The organism is Nostoc sp. LEGE 06077, assembly GCF_015207705.1.
Taxonomy (GTDB): domain Bacteria; phylum Cyanobacteriota; class Cyanobacteriia; order Cyanobacteriales; family Nostocaceae; genus Nostoc_B.
This window is the reverse complement of record NZ_JADEWI010000003.1, coordinates 117,482-133,653: the sequence shown is the minus strand read 5'-3', so window position 1 is coordinate 133,653 and position 16,172 is coordinate 117,482. Positions and strand designations below refer to the sequence as shown.

General features: G+C 40.5%; 16 protein-coding genes. 5 read left to right on the top strand and 11 right to left on the bottom strand.

All coding sequences use genetic code 11. The features are described from left to right. Positions 1-24 precede the first annotated feature (24 nt). Positions 25-609: a hypothetical protein gene (locus tag IQ244_RS03325; protein ID WP_193889768.1), complete on the bottom strand. Its 585-nt coding sequence runs from the start codon at positions 607-609 to the stop codon at positions 25-27. A 297-nt stretch (positions 610-906) separates the two neighbouring features. Between IQ244_RS03325 and IQ244_RS03320 the strand changes: the two genes are divergently transcribed. The 3 genes from IQ244_RS03320 (at position 907) to trmFO (ending at position 3,578) form a co-directional block, all read left to right on the top strand. Further along, positions 907-1,557 (top strand): hypothetical protein, encoded by a 651-nt coding sequence (locus tag IQ244_RS03320; RefSeq protein WP_193889766.1) that lies wholly within the window; start codon positions 907-909, stop codon positions 1,555-1,557. A 79-nt stretch (positions 1,558-1,636) separates the two neighbouring features. Next, the gene (locus tag IQ244_RS03315; protein WP_193889764.1) at positions 1,637-2,041 is read left to right on the top strand and encodes a hypothetical protein; all 405 of its coding nucleotides are present in this window, start codon (positions 1,637-1,639) and stop codon (positions 2,039-2,041) included. Between the two features lie 208 nt (positions 2,042-2,249). Then, complete coding sequence (gene trmFO, locus IQ244_RS03310) at positions 2,250-3,578, top strand: FADH(2)-oxidizing methylenetetrahydrofolate--tRNA-(uracil(54)-C(5))-methyltransferase TrmFO (RefSeq protein ID WP_193889762.1); 1,329 nt, start codon at positions 2,250-2,252, stop codon at positions 3,576-3,578. Here trmFO and IQ244_RS03305 read toward each other — a convergent pair. From IQ244_RS03305 to IQ244_RS03295, 3 genes are all read right to left on the bottom strand, one after another. Then, entirely contained in the window at positions 3,564-3,953 is a 390-nt protein-coding gene (locus IQ244_RS03305; RefSeq protein ID WP_193889760.1) for a VOC family protein, read from the bottom strand. The two genes, trmFO and IQ244_RS03305, sit on opposite strands and share 15 nt — an antisense overlap. 50 nt (positions 3,954-4,003) lie before the next feature. Next, positions 4,004-4,543 (bottom strand): GAF domain-containing protein, encoded by a 540-nt coding sequence (locus IQ244_RS03300; RefSeq protein WP_193889757.1) that lies wholly within the window; start codon positions 4,541-4,543, stop codon positions 4,004-4,006. Positions 4,544-4,859: 316 nt separating this feature from the next. After that, on the bottom strand, positions 4,860-5,552 hold the full coding sequence (locus IQ244_RS03295) for a uracil-DNA glycosylase (RefSeq protein WP_193889756.1): 693 nt from the start codon (positions 5,550-5,552) through the stop codon (positions 4,860-4,862). A gap of 87 nt (positions 5,553-5,639) precedes the next feature. Here IQ244_RS03295 and IQ244_RS03290 point away from each other — a divergent pair, with 87 nt between their 5' ends. Then, the gene (locus IQ244_RS03290; protein WP_228058706.1) at positions 5,640-6,383 is read left to right on the top strand and encodes a phosphoribosyltransferase; all 744 of its coding nucleotides are present in this window, start codon (positions 5,640-5,642) and stop codon (positions 6,381-6,383) included. 17 nt (positions 6,384-6,400) lie between these two features. Here IQ244_RS03290 and IQ244_RS03285 read toward each other — a convergent pair whose 3' ends face one another. Together IQ244_RS03285 and IQ244_RS03280 are read right to left on the bottom strand one after the other, a co-directional pair. Beyond that, positions 6,401-7,291 (bottom strand): class I SAM-dependent methyltransferase, encoded by an 891-nt coding sequence (locus IQ244_RS03285; protein ID WP_193889754.1) that lies wholly within the window; start codon positions 7,289-7,291, stop codon positions 6,401-6,403. 279 nt (positions 7,292-7,570) lie between these two features. Next, positions 7,571-8,647, bottom strand: a complete 1,077-nt coding sequence (locus tag IQ244_RS03280) for a tetratricopeptide repeat protein (protein ID WP_193889752.1) — start codon at positions 8,645-8,647, stop codon at positions 7,571-7,573. 111 nt (positions 8,648-8,758) lie between these two features. Between IQ244_RS03280 and IQ244_RS03275 the strand changes: the two genes are divergently transcribed. Continuing rightward, on the top strand, positions 8,759-9,427 hold the full coding sequence (locus IQ244_RS03275; RefSeq protein ID WP_193890000.1) for a class I SAM-dependent methyltransferase: 669 nt from the start codon (positions 8,759-8,761) through the stop codon (positions 9,425-9,427). A 36-nt stretch (positions 9,428-9,463) separates the two neighbouring features. On the opposite strand, the gene IQ244_RS03270 is transcribed toward IQ244_RS03275, so the two are convergent. From IQ244_RS03270 to IQ244_RS32330, 5 genes are all read right to left on the bottom strand, one after another. Then, the gene (locus IQ244_RS03270) at positions 9,464-9,769 is read right to left on the bottom strand and encodes a hypothetical protein (RefSeq protein ID WP_193889750.1); all 306 of its coding nucleotides are present in this window, start codon (positions 9,767-9,769) and stop codon (positions 9,464-9,466) included. 202 nt (positions 9,770-9,971) lie between these two features. After that, positions 9,972-10,442 carry an NADAR family protein gene (locus IQ244_RS03265; protein ID WP_193889748.1) on the bottom strand — a complete coding sequence of 157 codons (471 nt, stop codon included), beginning with the start codon at positions 10,440-10,442 and terminating at the stop codon, positions 9,972-9,974. Positions 10,443-10,545: 103 nt separating this feature from the next. Continuing rightward, positions 10,546-12,420 carry a sensor histidine kinase gene (locus IQ244_RS03260; protein WP_193889746.1) on the bottom strand — a complete coding sequence of 625 codons (1,875 nt, stop codon included), beginning with the start codon at positions 12,418-12,420 and terminating at the stop codon, positions 10,546-10,548. A 478-nt stretch (positions 12,421-12,898) separates the two neighbouring features. Continuing rightward, positions 12,899-14,149 carry a sensor histidine kinase gene (locus tag IQ244_RS33160; RefSeq protein ID WP_322746020.1) on the bottom strand — a complete coding sequence of 417 codons (1,251 nt, stop codon included), beginning with the start codon at positions 14,147-14,149 and terminating at the stop codon, positions 12,899-12,901. Beyond that, positions 14,044-16,074, bottom strand: a complete 2,031-nt coding sequence (locus IQ244_RS32330; protein ID WP_228058705.1) for a GAF domain-containing protein — start codon at positions 16,072-16,074, stop codon at positions 14,044-14,046. Before IQ244_RS32330 ends, IQ244_RS33160 begins: the two co-directional genes overlap by 106 nt. Between the last annotated feature and the right edge of the window lie 98 nt (positions 16,075-16,172).

Sequence of the window (16,172 nt, the reverse complement as noted above, 5' to 3'; positions counted from 1 at the left end):
ATAATTTTATTTTGCCTGTTGATATTAGCCACGATTTTTTTCTAGTAGCAGCATCATAATTAAACTTAACAAAATCTGCTGTTCTTCGCGATCGCTTATTTGATCAACAGCTTTGATGGTAAATTTCCGCGACAAGAAAGTCGGAATTTTCTCCAGCCGCATTACCACCGTACCATCCGCCCGACTCACCAAATAGACAGGGTTGAATACATAACCAGTAAACAGACCCAAAACTGGGATTTCGGCAAATAAAGCATCTGCAACTTTTACCCAAGGATTTTTCTCTTGGATAGTTAAATAAGTACTGTCACCATCAAAGATGTCATAACGCGCTCGCCACAGAGATTTTAACCCGCGACGTTTGACTGCACCAATATGCGTCCCGTTAGTGTCGGCAAATTCATAACGGGCTGAGAAATCAATAATGCGATCGGCTTTGATGTAGTATAAGGGATTAGTTTGTTCAGTATCAGCAAAAATTGTAATTGCTTCTTTGAGCTTAAAAAGCTTCTGCTTCACGTAAAAAACTAAATTACCCTGAGCGTTAACAATAGAGATTTGCGGTGCTAATGCCCAAAATTTGAAGGTAAGTTCCAGAGGATACTGCATGATTCAGTATAAGCGACAAGGTTGATTGCTCTATTAATCCCAAAAGCAGTAAATTACCTATTATTTTGTAAATAATATATACACATTGATATATTACTTCATCGAGAATAGAGGATGAAAAGTGCGATCGCCTATTTCTCATATCATTCCTGTGATGAAAGTTGCTCATAATGGCGACATCAAAGAATTTTTTCACAAATCTGCCAAGAGGCTGCATAAAAAAATCAAGGTTAACTTATTGAGTGAGTGTAAGGGTTAAACCCCAAAGAAAAACACTCGAATTTTAGGATACTGACCATGAAATTCTGCCATATCACCAGTTCTTTGTTGACTGCTACTGCGCTTTTGACCAGCACATTTCCCGCTTTTGCAGGCCCCTTTGATGTTAAACCTGTGGGTATTTTCAGACCGGCTGATGTGATTCCTGGGGCTGTTGGTAATGTAAAAGTGAATAATAATTCTACACCCAGCAACCCAGTAGGTAATAGTGAAATTCAAGGTTTAGGCGACCATCAATCTTGGGTTGACCCCAAAACTCTCGCCAACGACCCCCGCGCCTTGTGTAGCGATGTTGGTTTAGGTAACAATACTCGCAATAGTTCCAGCAAAATCGCTTTAGCAACCTCTACCAGCACTCGTTCCAGTGCTTCTCGCAGCCATAATGATGGCGGTGGCGGTGGTGTCAGCATTTTTGGGATTGGTGTTAGCGGTAGTGGTGCTAGTCAAGGTAGCCAAAATAATAGCGAATCTCGTGATAGTAATAACAACCGCACAGAAGAAAATAGCAGTAGTTCTGCAACCGTTGTTCAAGGTAGAAATTGCGATGCTTTTGTTAACTCTGCTGCGGCTAGAGACATGAACTACCAAGACAACCTGACTCGCCGTTATGAAATTAAAACTGGTCGTCGCGGACAACAAGTTAACCAACTACTTGAGATAAATAATTAACCTCCAATAAATACAAAAATAATTAACGTTAAAACGCCAGGGTTAGCGCCCTGGCAATTTTTAGCTTGTGGAAAAAGTTATGAACAAAATCATGTTTACTAGTGCAATTCTGGTGCTGTTAGTGCCAGCTTTAGCAAATGCCGAAATTCCCAAACATACTCCGCAAAACTCCCAATTTCTACCATATTTATTAGATAGTCCTGACCAAAATTCAACAGTGCGGGTGCGCTGTCTTTCTCGCCCAAGACAAGCATCAATCAGAGAGTATCTTTTAAAGCCCGATGAGAGTAATTCCACTGCCGATACTGTTACGATTGAAATTACAGGCAGTTGTCGTCATCTCAAAATTCGTGTCGAAGATGACGCAAGCTTTGATGATTATCCAGTTGATAACCCTTATTTAGACGAGCATCATCAAAATTGGGATGATTCCTGGCTAACTCGTAAAGGTTCAGGATGGCATTGGTTGTTGCGTCATAGATAACTATCCCGGCTTCTGGGGAATTACCAATCGCCCGAAACCATTTGGATCTGAAGCCCCATCTTGAAAGACTAGCATTCTGAGGAAGGTCTAAATCCTCCTCCAAAACCAGTCTGTTTCCTGTTCCCTGTTCCCTTTTAAGCATCCTGAATTATATGTGATGAGCTAATACATTAAAGTGGTAATTAACCGCAGATAAACGCAGATGATTATGGAACAACAACCGATACAAGTAATTGGAGGTGGACTAGCTGGGACAGAAGCAGCGTGGCAAATTGCCCAGGCGGGAGTACCTGTAATTTTTCATGAAATGCGTCCCAAGCGCTTTAGCCCTGCCCATCATACAGAACATTTGGCAGAGTTGGTCTGTAGTAATTCTTTTGGGGCAATGGCCAGCGATCGCGCGGCGGGATTACTGCACGAAGAACTGCGACAATTAGGTTCGGTAGTTATATCTAAAGCTGATGAACACGCTGTTCCGGCTGGCGGGGCGTTGGCGGTAGACAGAGGCCAATTTAGTCAAGATTTAACAGCAGCAGTATCAAACCATCCTTTAGTAGAATTTCGCCGTGGTGAAGTCAATGCTATTCCTGAAGGTATTGTGGTGTTGGCAACTGGGCCGTTGACTAGCCCAGACTTAGCAGAAGACTTACGCCGCTTCACCGGGATGGAGTATATGAGCTTTTTTGATGCGGCGAGTCCGATTATTGTCGGCGAGTCAATCAACCGTGACATTGCTTTTATGGCATCCCGTTATGACAAAGGTGAAGCCGCCTATCTCAATTGTCCCATGAATAAAGACCAGTATTTGCAGTTTTGGCAAGCACTGTGTCAAGCCGAACAAACAGAACTGAAAGACTTTGAGAGGGAAACGGCGAAGTTTTTTGAAGCTTGTTTACCAATTGAAGAATTAGCGCAACGGGGCGAAGATACCATGCGTTACGGCCCCTTAAAGCCAGTGGGCTTATCTGATAGCCGCACTGGGGAACGTCCCTACGCAGTTGTGCAGTTACGCCAGGAAGATAAAGCTGGTCAACTGTGGAATATGGTAGGCTTTCAAACTAATCTGCGTTGGGGTGAACAAAAACGCGTATTTCAACTGATCCCCGGTTTAGAAAATGCTGAGTTTGTGCGGTTGGGAGTTATGCACCGTAATACTTTTATCAATGCACCCCAACTTATGCAGCCAACTTTACAATTTAAGCAACGTCCTACATTATTAGCAGCGGGACAGTTGATTGGGACTGAAGGTTACACAGCCGCCGCCGCTGGTGGTTGGCTGGCGGGAACCAATGCAGCCCGGCTGGCTTTGGGTCAGGAACCGTTGATTTTACCACCAACGACTATGTTAGGGGCGCTATTGGAATTTATTAGTTCAGCTTCGCCCAAACATTTTCAACCAATGCCACCAAATTTCGGGATTTTGCCAGATTTAGGTGCAAAAATTAAAAGTAAACAAGAGCGTTATGGACGTTACCGCGATCGCTCTTTAGCCGACTTATCTAACTGGAAATCCCAATTAGTCTCAACCACTAACTAAGGACACCAGCACTCCATTCAAATCTCGGACACGCGCAATTGTCTGTCCCCCTGCTATGGTTTTAGGTGCATCCAAAGGTTTTGCGCCTGCACCTATGGCTTTTATATAAGCTGTGCCAACATCAGGTGTGATGAACGAGATTTGCATTAATGCTGGTGGTTGTGCAGGATCATGGCGGTGAAACCCACTGGTAAACAATTTCTCTGCTTCGCTAGTAGAGGAGAATGCTAGGGTGGTTTCGCCAGTTTCAATTTCCGCCCAAACAGATTTATCTGTTTCCCGCAGAGTTCGCCGAACTAAGCCAAATGCTTTTTCGTAAAATTCAACAGTCTTAACTACATCGTCGACCCAGATGATTGTATAACCGAACTTCATTGTAGATGCTCCTCTCGACGAAATGATTACAGGTTCGCAGTCTGGATAATTTAGCTTCCTAAAATGTTGGAGTCTGTAGCTAGGGTTTTGGCTGCTGTTTGCATTAAGTTGATATCTGCTGGCGACCAAGCACGGGTTACTTGACATTGATGCGCCACTAGCAATCCCCACAATCCTTTGGGTACTAAAATAGGCACAACTAAGTTGGCACGTACCTGGATGCTTTGGAGAAACTCGCGGTGACAGGTTTCCAGTGATTCTTGCTCAATATCAGCGATTGCTCTGACTCTACCAGCTAAATACAAAGCTGCATATTCATCCGTAAAACAATTATCTTGCCCTGTGGAACCCAAGATAGAATATTTATTGGAACTTAAGGATTCAAATGTTACCTGTCCTTGCCATTGCCAATAAAAATAATATAAAACAACGCGATCGGCTTGCAGCGATTCTCTTAATTGATTAGTTGTTTGTCTAATCAAAGCATCACGCTGCATTGTGCTAACCAAGCGATCTAAAACTCTTCGCAACCCCTGTTCAACAGGCTTGTTTGATCTGGGGTCAAATTCTTGGTGAGAATGAATTTGCACAGTTCCACTAATATAAGAGTTAAGGCAAGTTCGGAGAATTTTTTAGTAATGTATCAAATATCTAGTTAAAAAACATCAAATTAAAGAAGAATTAAAGAGTCACAATCGATTAGTCAGGAGTTTGAATACTCTAATAGTTGCTGGGTATTTTCAACCCGTTTATGCAGACGCTACTTATATTATTTGATTGTTATCAAATTAGATGCAGTTATTTTGTTTCTAATAATTTTAGAATACAAAATTTTTCATGATCATCTGTATTTTTTTGCCCAATTTCTCAGATAAATCGCAAAAATTAAGATTGATTTAAACTTTGTTACTTTGATTCTGAAAAATTTTGTTTAATTTCATCATACTTAGCGCGTACTGTTTGGATATCTTGCCACATTAACCATTTCGGGCTGCCTTTTTCCTTAGACGGGTTACGCAATAAGTAAGAGGGATGAAAAATTGGCATACATAAACGCCCTTCCCACTCTATCCACTGGCCGCGAATTTTGGTGATTCCTTGTTTTTCGCCAGTTAATCCTTTGACTGCCGTTGCACCTGTTAACAAAATGATTTTCGGATCAACTAAGCGAATTTGTTCTAATAAATATGGGATGCAAGCAGCCATTTCTTGAGGAGTCGGAACCCGATTATTCGGTGGTCTGCATTTATTGATATTCCCAATATATACATCATGATCAGTAGTTAAATTGACTGATGCCAAGATTTTTTCTAGCAGCTGCCCAGATCTACCAACAAATGGTAGGCCGGTTTCATCCTCACTTTGACCTGGTGCTTCTCCTACAATCATAATTGGGGCTTGGAGATGACCGCGCCCTACCACAGCATGAGTCCGGGTTTTGCCTAATTCGCAACGCTGGCAATGGTTGCAGTGCTGTGCCAACTCGGTCATGTTGGTATAGGTTCCCGTCGGAATGGGAATTTTGGCATCTGTAGGAATCAGTTCTTTTTGATCGAAGTTAGATTCACCAAAGAGACTGAGTTGAATATCGCTGCTCATGAAACTACGCTTGTTGGGATCAGCACCTGATGGTTAATTTCAGTAAAATCTCGCTAGATTTATCTGTTGCTCAATACTGAAATTGGCATGAGTTCCATTGTAGCAGCGAATTTAAGTCATGATAAAAACAATGCCCTCAAGAAAAGTATGTTACACACCCCTCTTTTTGAGAATCGTACCCAGGCGGGTGCAGAGTTAGCACGAGTGATTCATAATATGCTAACTCAACAAACCATTGATACTGGTATTCAGCCTGTACCAATTGTCTATGCTTTACCGAGAGGGGGTATACCAGTAGCAGCACCGATCGCACATCTTTTAGATTGTCCGTTGACAATCGTTGTCGCCAAAAAAATTAGTCATCCAAATAACCCAGAGTTAGCAATTGGTGCGGTAACTGCGGCTGGTGATGTGCTGTGGAATCCACCAAAGCTTTGCCGTTGGACATATACCTCGCGCTGGCAAGAAACGGCATTAAATCAAGCGATGAAGCAAGCTCAAGCTTTAGAAGCATATTTCAGTTCGGCTTGTCCATTGGTGAATCCAGCAGGGGCGACTCTGATTTTAGTGGATGATGGAATTGCTACAGGGATGACTATGGCAGTTGCGGCCACTGCCATGAAAAAGCTTTCTCCCGCAGCAGTTTGGCTATGTGCGCCAGTTGTACCACCACAGTTACTGCCTTGGTTACAGCAGTATTGCGATCGCCTAATTTGCTTAGAAACACCAGAGTTTTTCCGAAGTGTCAGTAATTTTTATACAGAATTTCCTCAAGTAGAAATGGCGGAAGCTTTGGTATATCTTCAACAGGCTGATGCAAGTGGTAGATGATTTTAGCTTTTAGTTGACTATTGATTTATTGCCGCTTCTGGCTTGATGAACTTTAAAGTCATGCGATCGCTTTCACCAATAGAGAGGAAACGTTGTCGATCTTTTTGTCCTTGTCTCAAAGTTGGAGGTAATGCCCAAACCCCAGCCGGATAGTCTTTGGTATCTTGAGGATTGGCATTAATTTCTGATTTGCCCACAAATTTGAAGCCAGCTTTCTCCACAGCAGCAATTACGCCATCTTCAGACATATAACCCGTTTTAATGCTCTCTTCTAAAGAAATACCTGGCTTGCCACGGTGTTCCTCCACTCCCAGAATACCCCCTGGCTTGAGTGCTTTATAAGCTGCTGCATAAACTTGCTCTGCATAGCCAGCGCTAACCCAGTTATGAATATTGCGGAAAGTCACAACCATATCTACAGAGTTGTCTGGGGCTAATGTTAGTTTATTTGGGGGAGTAATCTCAACGACTTTCACTTTACCAAAAACTTCTGGATTAGCTTCTAGCTTTTGTTGAAAAGCCAAGGCTAACTTCTGTTGAAAAACCACCGATGCTACATCACTGTTGTTGGGAGCGAAGTTAGTCACTCGGAGTTGTCCCTTGGGTGCTAGATATGGAGCTAATATTTCCGTATACCAGCCATTCCCCGGCCATAATTCAACTACGGTCATATTGGGACGTAAACCAAAAAATTCTAGAGTTTGTGCAGGATGACGAAACTTGTCTCGTTCACGATTTGCCCTGGAGCGATGACTGCTAGAAATTATGCTTTGGAGTGTCGTAACCTCTAAATTTGGGGATTTTGGATTTTGGTCAGCTAGAACACTTGGAGGTATTACAGATGCCAACACCAACCAAGTTAAAACTAAGGCTTTTAATAACCCAAGGCAGCGCACACTGTTACTCATAAATATTTATTCTCTTGTCCGCTTTAGCCAGCATAAGGGTAATTGGAGCCAAAATACTCAAGAGTTTTTGTTTGGTTTATCTATGCTTTTGCGGTGGCTATCTTGCTGTTGAAGTAGAACGGCTACAGAACCCCATCCCATAAGAAAATTTCGTATTTTTTTCTGCAATTATTTGCTCAATTTCCGCACCACTGAAGTTAGGCGTTTGTTTCGTTAACACAGCTAAGTTAAATTCTCGCAGGCGATTGGAGCATAGTTGAAAATTGCTCGTAATGCCGATTACTGATACTGCATAGCTTTAGCGTAATCACCCAAGGCATAGCAAGCAACCTTCAGGCTAGAGAGAGCTTGTTCTTCGATGCGACGGTCTTTAATGCTTCTAGCTAAGAGTAAGCGTTCTTCATAATATTTGATTGCTTGGCTATAATCTCCCAGAGCTTCACAGGTAACGCCTAAACTACCTAAAGATTGTTCTTCACTACGCTTGTCTTTTAATTCTCTGGCTAGTTGCAAACGTTCTTCATAATAAGTCATAGCTTTGCCATAATCATTGGTCGCATAACAAGCATTGCCTAAATTTTTCAATACCTGAATAGCACTACGCGGGTTGTTGAGAACGCGTGCTACTTGGACACATTTTTCATAGTAGGCGATCGCTTTGGGATAATTGTCCAAAGCATACCAAGCATTACCGAGATTTTTTAGTACCTGTTCTATACCCCAGTTATCTTGGAGTTCCTGCACAAGTTTTAAGCTTTGCTCTTGATATTCAATTGCTTGTGTCAAGTTGCCTGCTGCTTTATAAACTAATCCCAGGTTATTTAATGCTGCAACCTGACTGCGCTTGTCTTGCAAGTTGCGGGTAATTTTTAAGCACTCATCTAAATATTTAATCGCTTTGGTATGGTCGTTTAAGTGACGGTAAGCATTACCCAAATGAGAAAATGCCTGCATTTGTACAGATGGATCAGGTGTATCTTTTTTCAAGGCTAAACACTGCTGGGCATAAGAAATAGTACTTTTATAATCTCCAGAAGCGTAGGTTACTACTGCTAAAAAAGATAGTACCTGCTCTTGTTGTTCTATATCTCCCAGCGCCTCAAACAACTCCAGAGATTTTTGCAAAGACTTCAAGGCTGCGATGAGTTCTCCAGCTTGTTGTTGTTGCATTCCTTGGCGCAATAGTTCAGATGCTTCCCATAGCTGAGTGTCGCTGTCTTCAATAAACATCGCATCTGGGGCATTTGGGTCAAATTCATGGGTAATGGTATTGCGCTTGATTGGCGTAAGGCGGGTTGTAGACACTGGCGCAGGAGAGTCAGTTTTGAAGTTGTTTTTCCATTCACCGTCTGACATTTACCAATTCCCGTTAAACTAAGCTGGTAAATTAAGTGTTCCCAAAATCAATGTTTATCTTTCATCCAGAACGATTACTTTAGTAGTGTTGATTTCACGTCAGGATTGATGATGGAAAGAGTTTTAGAACCAGAAGTCATGGACACTTGGCAAGAAGCCATTGATTATGATGCAATGGATTTTACTGAGGTCAATACAGCCTTTGCCAAAGAAGCGATCGCTCTTTGTGCTATGGAAGAATGTTTAGTATTGGATGCGGGGACTGGTACTGGTCGCATTCCTGCTCTGATCGGTCAAATGCGTCCCCAATGGCAATTGATAGCGATTGATTTAGCTCATAATATGCTGCAAATTGCAGCGCAACATATTCAGCAAACTGGTTTACAACAGCAAATTTCCTTGGAATTAGTGGATGCGAAACAGTTACCTTACGCAAATGGAATGTTTGATTTGGTGATTTCCAATAGCTTGGTTCACCATTTACCTGACCCTTTGCCATTTTTTCAAGAAATCAAGCGCGTCATCAAACCTAACGGCGGTCTGCTCATTCGTGATTTATTACGTCCAGCCGACGAAATAACTATGAATGCTTTAGTGTCCAGCATTGGCAATGAATATGATCCCCATCAGCAAAAATTGTTTCGTGATTCTCTCCATGCTGCACTCACACTAGATGAGGTGAATCAGTTGGTTACTAGTGTGGGTTTAGTCGGGGTGAAGGTTTATCAATCAAGCGATCGCCATTGGACTATTGAACGAAGTTGTGATTTCTCTACCTAATCAAGTCAGCAATATTCTCATATCCCCTACTTAAACTTACCAATTCATGGGGATTTTTGTATTCCACACTTGCTCAAATTCCGCTTCAGTTATCCCAAATTCTTGAATATCCTCTTCCTGTATTGCTTGATCACATAACATTCCGTAATTATCTGCACAGTGGCTACTGTCATAAAATAACACGTTGCCATTTTCGTAAACTTCAATTTGTCTTATGGGATATAAATCATCACCAATTTCCAGAAAGTAAGTACTAGTACCCCAAGAATCGTAGTCACCTCCCAGGCTTTCATCCCAAAACCATTTACAATATTTCTTGACTTTTATCTTTGATAACAGCATATTTCTGCCTCCTTTGTGTCCTCCTGGCGAATTCTGCTAGGTTTTACTGAGAATTACAAAAAACATCCTTTTTGTAATTCTCAGTAAACATTCATTAATAAATTTGCTCGACAAATATTTTTATTCATAATTGCTAGCAAATATATCTATAATGATGCTTAATTTTCTATATCTGCAAGGGCTAACATTAATAGCAACTAGTTTATTCTACCGTAACATTTCCTAGTTTTCTGCCATCATCTGAGCGTAAGATATCGCGCACTTCCATTAAAATTATCCCCAACATATTTTTACCACTACCATCTGCTCCACAGCCCCAATAATAATCAATGGGAGAATTTTCGACAATTTCGCTATTACCTGTATTTAGTAAGATTTCTCTAATATCTGTATGAGCCTCAAACTTACTTAGTACCGCTTTCTTCATGAGATTATCTTTGACTTGTTCCCAATCTTGGCGCAAAGGACGGCTTCTTTCTCTGCCCATTTTTGCTGCTTCTTTGGGAGTTTTTGCCAAGCGAATTTCCTCTAAATGAAATGTGCCAATAAACTTTTGGGCTTGAAAATAATGTTCACTAGTATACCAATATAAATTATCTAAAATAAAGCCGTGGGCTGAAAAGTTAGAGAAGCAGCCATATTGTTCACGGGTGCTATAAAAATAGATCGTCATCGAATTAGTTCCAACAATGAGGTATCAAAAGTTATTCATAGCATTTCTAGAGAAATTTGCCAAAAATATCCGAGAAGATAAACCAAGTATTAGATTGAAGTAATTAATCGGGAATTTTGGAGTTAATGAGTTTTGTAATTGGCAAGGTGATCGCCAACTGTGTACCTTTGTCAACTTGGGAAATAACTTCTATTTTACCTTGATGTTTTTCAACTATCTGATAACAGACGCTCAAGCCTAAACCTGTGCCTTTACCTACTGCCTTAGTTGTAAAAAAAGGGTCAAAAATTTTATTTTGAACAGCTAACGGAATTCCCTCGCCATTATCTTTAATACTAATCTTGGCATAATTGTCATTTATTTTGAGTGTATCAATAATAATTTGTTTATCTAGATTATTATTGTGTTCTGTTAAAGCATCTATGGCATTGCTGAGAATATTCATAAATACCTGATTGATTTGTGCGGGATAGCATTCAATTAAAGGTAGATTATGATAATTTTTAATCACTGTTATATCAGAAGTAATTTTATGGTTTAAAATTAGTAATGTATTATCAATACCTTCATGTATATCTACATCTTTCATCTCAGCTTCATCCAGACGAGAAAAGTTGCGTAAAGATAAGACAATTTCCCGAATACGTTGTGCGCCTAGTTTCATTGATGAAAGTAAATTGGATAAATCGTGGCTAATAAAGGTTAAATCAATATCTTCAATTTTCTCAGTGATCACATCACTTGGTTCTGGATATTGTTGCTGGTATAACTTGACTAATTCTAATAAATCTTCCACATATTCATGAGCATGTTGGATGTTCCCATAAATAAAACTGACAGGGTTATTAATCTCATGAGCAATACCTGCTACCATCTGTCCTAACGAAGACATTTTTTCGGTTTGAATTAATTGTCCTTGAGTTTCTTGCAAATCTTGCAGAAGATTTTGCAGTTCTTGAGTGCGTTCTTCTACTCGTTGTTCTAAATTTTGACGAGCTAATTCTAATTCTTGGGTGCGTTCTTCTACTCGTTGTTCTAAAGTTTGACGAGCTAATTCTAATTCTTGAGTATAGTCTCCTACCCACTCTACCAATTGGTTTAAGGAAGTAGCTAGTGTTCCTACTTCATCTTTGCTGGTGACATTGGCTTTGAGTTGAAAATTTGACTCTTGGGTAATTTTCCTAGCAATGTTAGTAACCACTTGCAAAGGATGAGCAATTAAATTGCTAGTATATACTGCAAGTATAGCCGCGATCGCCACTGAGATAAGCAAGCTTACAACAATAACCTTGATTTGTAATTGTTGAGCATTATTAAAGCTAGTATTGGCGTGCTGTTTTTGCAATTCAGCATGACCTATTAACCGGGTTAATTCGTCTGATAGTTCCTCAAATTTGCCAGGAATATGACTTGCTTTCTCTTGGTTAAGAAAATTTAGTAACTGTTGTTGATAATTTTGCTTATTTTTAGCAGATGAGCTTTTCTTTTCAATTTCTTGCCAAAAATATTTAACAATTTCAGTATAGCTCTGAGTGTTTTTTTCATAATCTTGTAATAGGTGATGTAAATCTTGATTATTGATTAATACATCATTTTGGTAAAGACTGATAAATTTATCTAACTCTGATATTTTCTGCTGAACTTGAGCCGTACTATCTAAAAAGCGATTTTTTTCTATTTCTAGCCAAATAGAGTTATCTAATACAGTAACTAATCGCTGAGGATGTAGTCTGACTCTAGTTACGGCATTTTCTAAATCTTTTAATAAAGCTTGCTGTTGATAAGCAAGCACTAGCTGTTTATGGGCATAAGTTTCATAATTGTATGCGACAAGTAGCCCGCTTGTTGTGCCAATACAAGTAATACCCACAGTTATTGTATAGCCATAACTGATCTTTTGAGCAATACTCCAATTATTACCTAATTGAAATAGCCAAGTTAAAACTTTTTTAAAGCCATTTTTTCTAGCACCACTCATTGATTTAACAAGGTAAAAGGGATATCTAGCTTAACTGATACCAAGGCTGATTTAGAACCAATATATTTCGGTTAACATTTCAATCTTCTTCAGATCCCCCCAACCTCCTTACAAAGGGTAGCCAGCGCTGTGGGCGGTTCCCCGACTTGAGGCGGCTGGCGTGGGCTAATAACCCTCTTTTACCAACTTTTTAAGGGGTCGCCCTAGGCGGCGGGATCTGAATTTAAGATTAACGAACTTTTATCCGAAAAGTATTGGATTTAGAACACCAATTTAGTAATCTTGACGTTATAACAATTTACCAAATAAATGATACAAATAATTTCTCCTCTGCTCCCCTGCTCCTCTGCCCCCCTGCGGCCTATTTGTATCAAATTTAAAGTGAAACGGTATTACAGCTAATATTTCTGCTCTTAAATTACTAAATACTTGCATAGTCGTAACACAACCTAGTCAATCTTTACTTGATAAATAGGCTTTATTTTTGGTCTGATGGTTTGACTTTAGATCCTGACTTTTTATTTATTAACTGACGAACGGGTAATTCAACTACAAATTCTGAGCCTTGTCCAAGTTCAGAGTGGCAATATATCTTACCGTTGTGTTTATCTTTGACAATTTGATAGCTAATAGAAAGTCCTAGTCCTGTGCCTTTACCAACAACCTTAGTAGTAAAAAAGGGATCAAACAGTCGAGACAGGATATTTTCTTTCATACCGAGTCCATTGTCAGCAATCCGAATAGCAATCCAGTCTTGATTGAGTATGGAAGTAGAAATGCGAATTTCGCTAGGTTTTTCTGCTATCACTTCGGGTGCAGATTGTAAGTTTCGTTCTTCTAAGGCATCAATAGCATTGGATAGCAAATTCATAAATACTTGATTCAACTGACCGGGATAGCATTCTATTAAAGGTAAGGAATCATATTTTTTGATGATATGAATAGTAGGAGTATCACCAGAAGGCTTCAAGCGGTGTTGCAAAATCATTAATGTACTATCAATACCTTCATGAATATTGGCTACTTTAAAATCGGCTTCATCTAGGCGGGAAAAATTTCGCAATGATGTCACAATTTCGCAAATTCGTTCACTTCCAACCTGCATAGACTGAAATAGTTTTGGTAAATCGTCAAACAAAAATTCGATTTCAGTCTTCTTGAAAAACTCTTGAATTTCAGGCGCAGGATTGGGATGATATTGCCGATAAAGTTCCACACAGCGCAGTAAATCTTGGGTGTATTGATGAGCGTGTTCTAAGTTACCGTAGATGAAATTAATTGGGTTATTAATTTCGTGGGCAACTCCCGCTACTAATTGTCCCAAACTAGCCATTTTTTCTGCGTGGATAATTTGCATTTGAGCAGTACGTAGCTCATTCAATGCTTGAGCGAGTTGATTGGCTTCTTCACGGGTTTGACCCAGCAAACTAGATTGGTGAAATAAGTTGGCTTGACGCAAAGCAACACTAATTTGGGCTGCTACTTGGGTCACAAATTCTAGTTCTTCTTCTTCCCAATGACGCGCATGGGTGCATTGGTGAATACACAATAACCCCCACAGTTCATCACCTTCCATTAGTGGCACAACAATTTGTGCTTTAACTTGAAAGCGTTCAATGACATCTAAATGAGGTACTTTGGAACCAATACTGTTGACATCAGAGATAACTTGCAATTGTCCTTGACGATATTGGGGTGCGAACTGGTCGCCGAAGCAATAATCTTGCACTTTGATGGATAAGGCAGAATCGAACTTGGGTAATACATCTTCAGCGATAAATTCACCACTGCAAAAACCAACATTAGGATCAAAGCGAAATATGCCGACTCGATCTCCTGTACTGTAGTCTTCAGAATTGTCTCTAAATCTAAAGATTCCCGAATTTTGACGACTAAATCAAATAAAATTCGCCGCTGTTCTGCTGATTGGTGCAGTTCATTAGCGCGAGTCTGTACTTGGGTCATCATTTGGGAACTTTGCAATGCTACTCCCAGTTGGCTGGCAACTTGTCCCAAAAATTCTACTTCTACAGTCTCCCAGTGGCGTGGTGCAGAATGTTGATAAGCTGCCAGCAATCCCCAGAGATTTCTGCCGACAAAAATCGGAGTTAATGCGTAGGCGCGAATTTTGAATTGTTCTAAAATATCCAGGTGACAGCGGGTGTGTCCAGCTTGATAGATGTCTTTGACAGCAAAACTTTCGTTGTTGCGATAACGCCCACCCTTGGTTTCTTGGAGATGGGTATCTTCCCAAACAAGATTTTTGCCAAAGGGATTGATGCTGTCCCACTGAGCTTCAACCATGCCAAAATGACTGACAAATTCGCCACTCCAATCTTCGTTAAAGCGGTAAACGCCGACTCTCTCCACTCGCAGGAGTTTACATACTTCTTGGCAAGTAGTTTTCAAAATCAAATCAATATCTAGGGAGGAGCGAATTTTCCCGACTACTTCTGTAAGTGTGCGTTGGCGGGCGATCGCATCTTGTAAGGCGATGGCTTGTTGTTTTGATTGAGTCAAATTATCGGCTTGTTGAATTGCAACACCCAATTGCGCTCCTACTTGCTCCAAAAATTCAACTTCATAATTTGCCCATTGGCGTGAACCAGAGTGTTGATAAGCGGCAATTAGTCCCCACAATTTTGCTCCGGTGAAGATAGGCGCTAAAGCATAAGCCCGAATCTTGAATTGCTCTAGAATGTCGATGTGACAACGCGAATGTCCAGCTTGATAAATGTCATTGACGGCAAAACTTTCGTTATTGCGGTAGCGCCCACCGTTAGTTTCTTGCAGGTGAGTATCTTCCCAAACGAGATTTTTGCCAAAGGGATTGATGCTATTCCACTGTGCCTCAACCATGCCAAAATGACTGACGAATTCGCCACTCCAGTCTTCATGGAAACGAAAAACTGCTGCCCTCTCTAGCTTGAGGAGTTTACAAAGCTCTTGACAAGCAGTGTCGAGAATAATTTCGGTATTTACAGATGAGCGAATATTCCCCACCACTTCCGTTAAAGCACGTTGGCGAGCGATCGCATCTTGCAGTTCAGCGGTGCGTTGTTTGGTTTGTTCAATGATTTCTGCTTGCTGCATAGCTACGCCGAGATGGCTGGCAGCTTGGGCGAAAAATTCAACTTCGTTACGATGCCATTGTCTCGGAGTAGAGTGTTGATAGGCTGCCAATAAACCCCAAAGTTTGGCACCGATAAAAATAGGCGCGATCGCATACGCCCGAATCTGAAATTGTTCTAATACTTCAATGTGACAACGGGCATGGTCTGCATCGTAAATATCCGCCACAGCAAACGGCTCATTTTTGCGATATCGCCCTCCTTGAGTTTCTTGCAAATAGGAATCTTGCCATACTAAATCCTGCCCAAAGGCTTTCATTGCATCCCAAGGTGATTCGGCAAAGCCCAAACGATTAATAAAACTACCACTCCAATCAGCATTGAATTGGTAGATTGCCACACGCTCAATCTGTAACTGTCGACAAATATCTTGACAAGAAGTTGAACACAAAGATTCTAAGTTTACAGTTGCCCGAATTTTGGCTAAAATCCTCGCCAAGATTTTTTGGTATTGAACAGCAAGCTGTAACTGTTTATGACATTCTTGCACTGAGTTTGATACATCATCATCGTTAGTTGCCATAAAGTGTTGGAAAATGAAATACTTAGTTTCAGTGTTCCCTGCTTTACTTTTTTACTCACAGATAGCAACAAAAACCAAGTGTGCCTTAAGAAGATTTT

Excerpts from the sequence above, each read along its gene's own strand:
- IQ244_RS03275 (WP_193890000.1), top strand. The coding sequence starts at position 8,759 with ATGGAAAGAGTTTTAGAACCAGAAGTCATGGACACTTGGCAAGAAGCC.
- IQ244_RS03265 (WP_193889748.1), bottom strand. The coding sequence starts at position 10,442 with ATGACGATCTATTTTTATAGCACCCGTGAACAATATGGCTGCTTCTCT.
- IQ244_RS03320 (WP_193889766.1), top strand. The coding sequence starts at position 907 with ATGAAATTCTGCCATATCACCAGTTCTTTGTTGACTGCTACTGCGCTT.
- IQ244_RS03295 (WP_193889756.1), bottom strand. The coding sequence starts at position 5,552 with ATGAGCAGCGATATTCAACTCAGTCTCTTTGGTGAATCTAACTTCGAT.
- IQ244_RS03280 (WP_193889752.1), bottom strand. The coding sequence starts at position 8,647 with ATGTCAGACGGTGAATGGAAAAACAACTTCAAAACTGACTCTCCTGCG.
- IQ244_RS03260 (WP_193889746.1), bottom strand. The coding sequence starts at position 12,420 with ATGAGTGGTGCTAGAAAAAATGGCTTTAAAAAAGTTTTAACTTGGCTA.
- IQ244_RS03290 (WP_228058706.1), top strand. The coding sequence starts at position 5,640 with ATGAGTTCCATTGTAGCAGCGAATTTAAGTCATGATAAAAACAATGCC.
- IQ244_RS32330 (WP_228058705.1), bottom strand. The coding sequence starts at position 16,074 with ATGGCAACTAACGATGATGATGTATCAAACTCAGTGCAAGAATGTCAT.
- IQ244_RS03285 (WP_193889754.1), bottom strand. The coding sequence starts at position 7,291 with ATGAGTAACAGTGTGCGCTGCCTTGGGTTATTAAAAGCCTTAGTTTTA.
- IQ244_RS03270 (WP_193889750.1), bottom strand. The coding sequence starts at position 9,769 with ATGCTGTTATCAAAGATAAAAGTCAAGAAATATTGTAAATGGTTTTGG.
- IQ244_RS03315 (WP_193889764.1), top strand. The coding sequence starts at position 1,637 with ATGAACAAAATCATGTTTACTAGTGCAATTCTGGTGCTGTTAGTGCCA.
- IQ244_RS03305 (WP_193889760.1), bottom strand. The coding sequence starts at position 3,953 with ATGAAGTTCGGTTATACAATCATCTGGGTCGACGATGTAGTTAAGACT.
- trmFO (WP_193889762.1), top strand. The coding sequence starts at position 2,250 with ATGGAACAACAACCGATACAAGTAATTGGAGGTGGACTAGCTGGGACA.
- IQ244_RS03325 (WP_193889768.1), bottom strand. The coding sequence starts at position 609 with ATGCAGTATCCTCTGGAACTTACCTTCAAATTTTGGGCATTAGCACCG.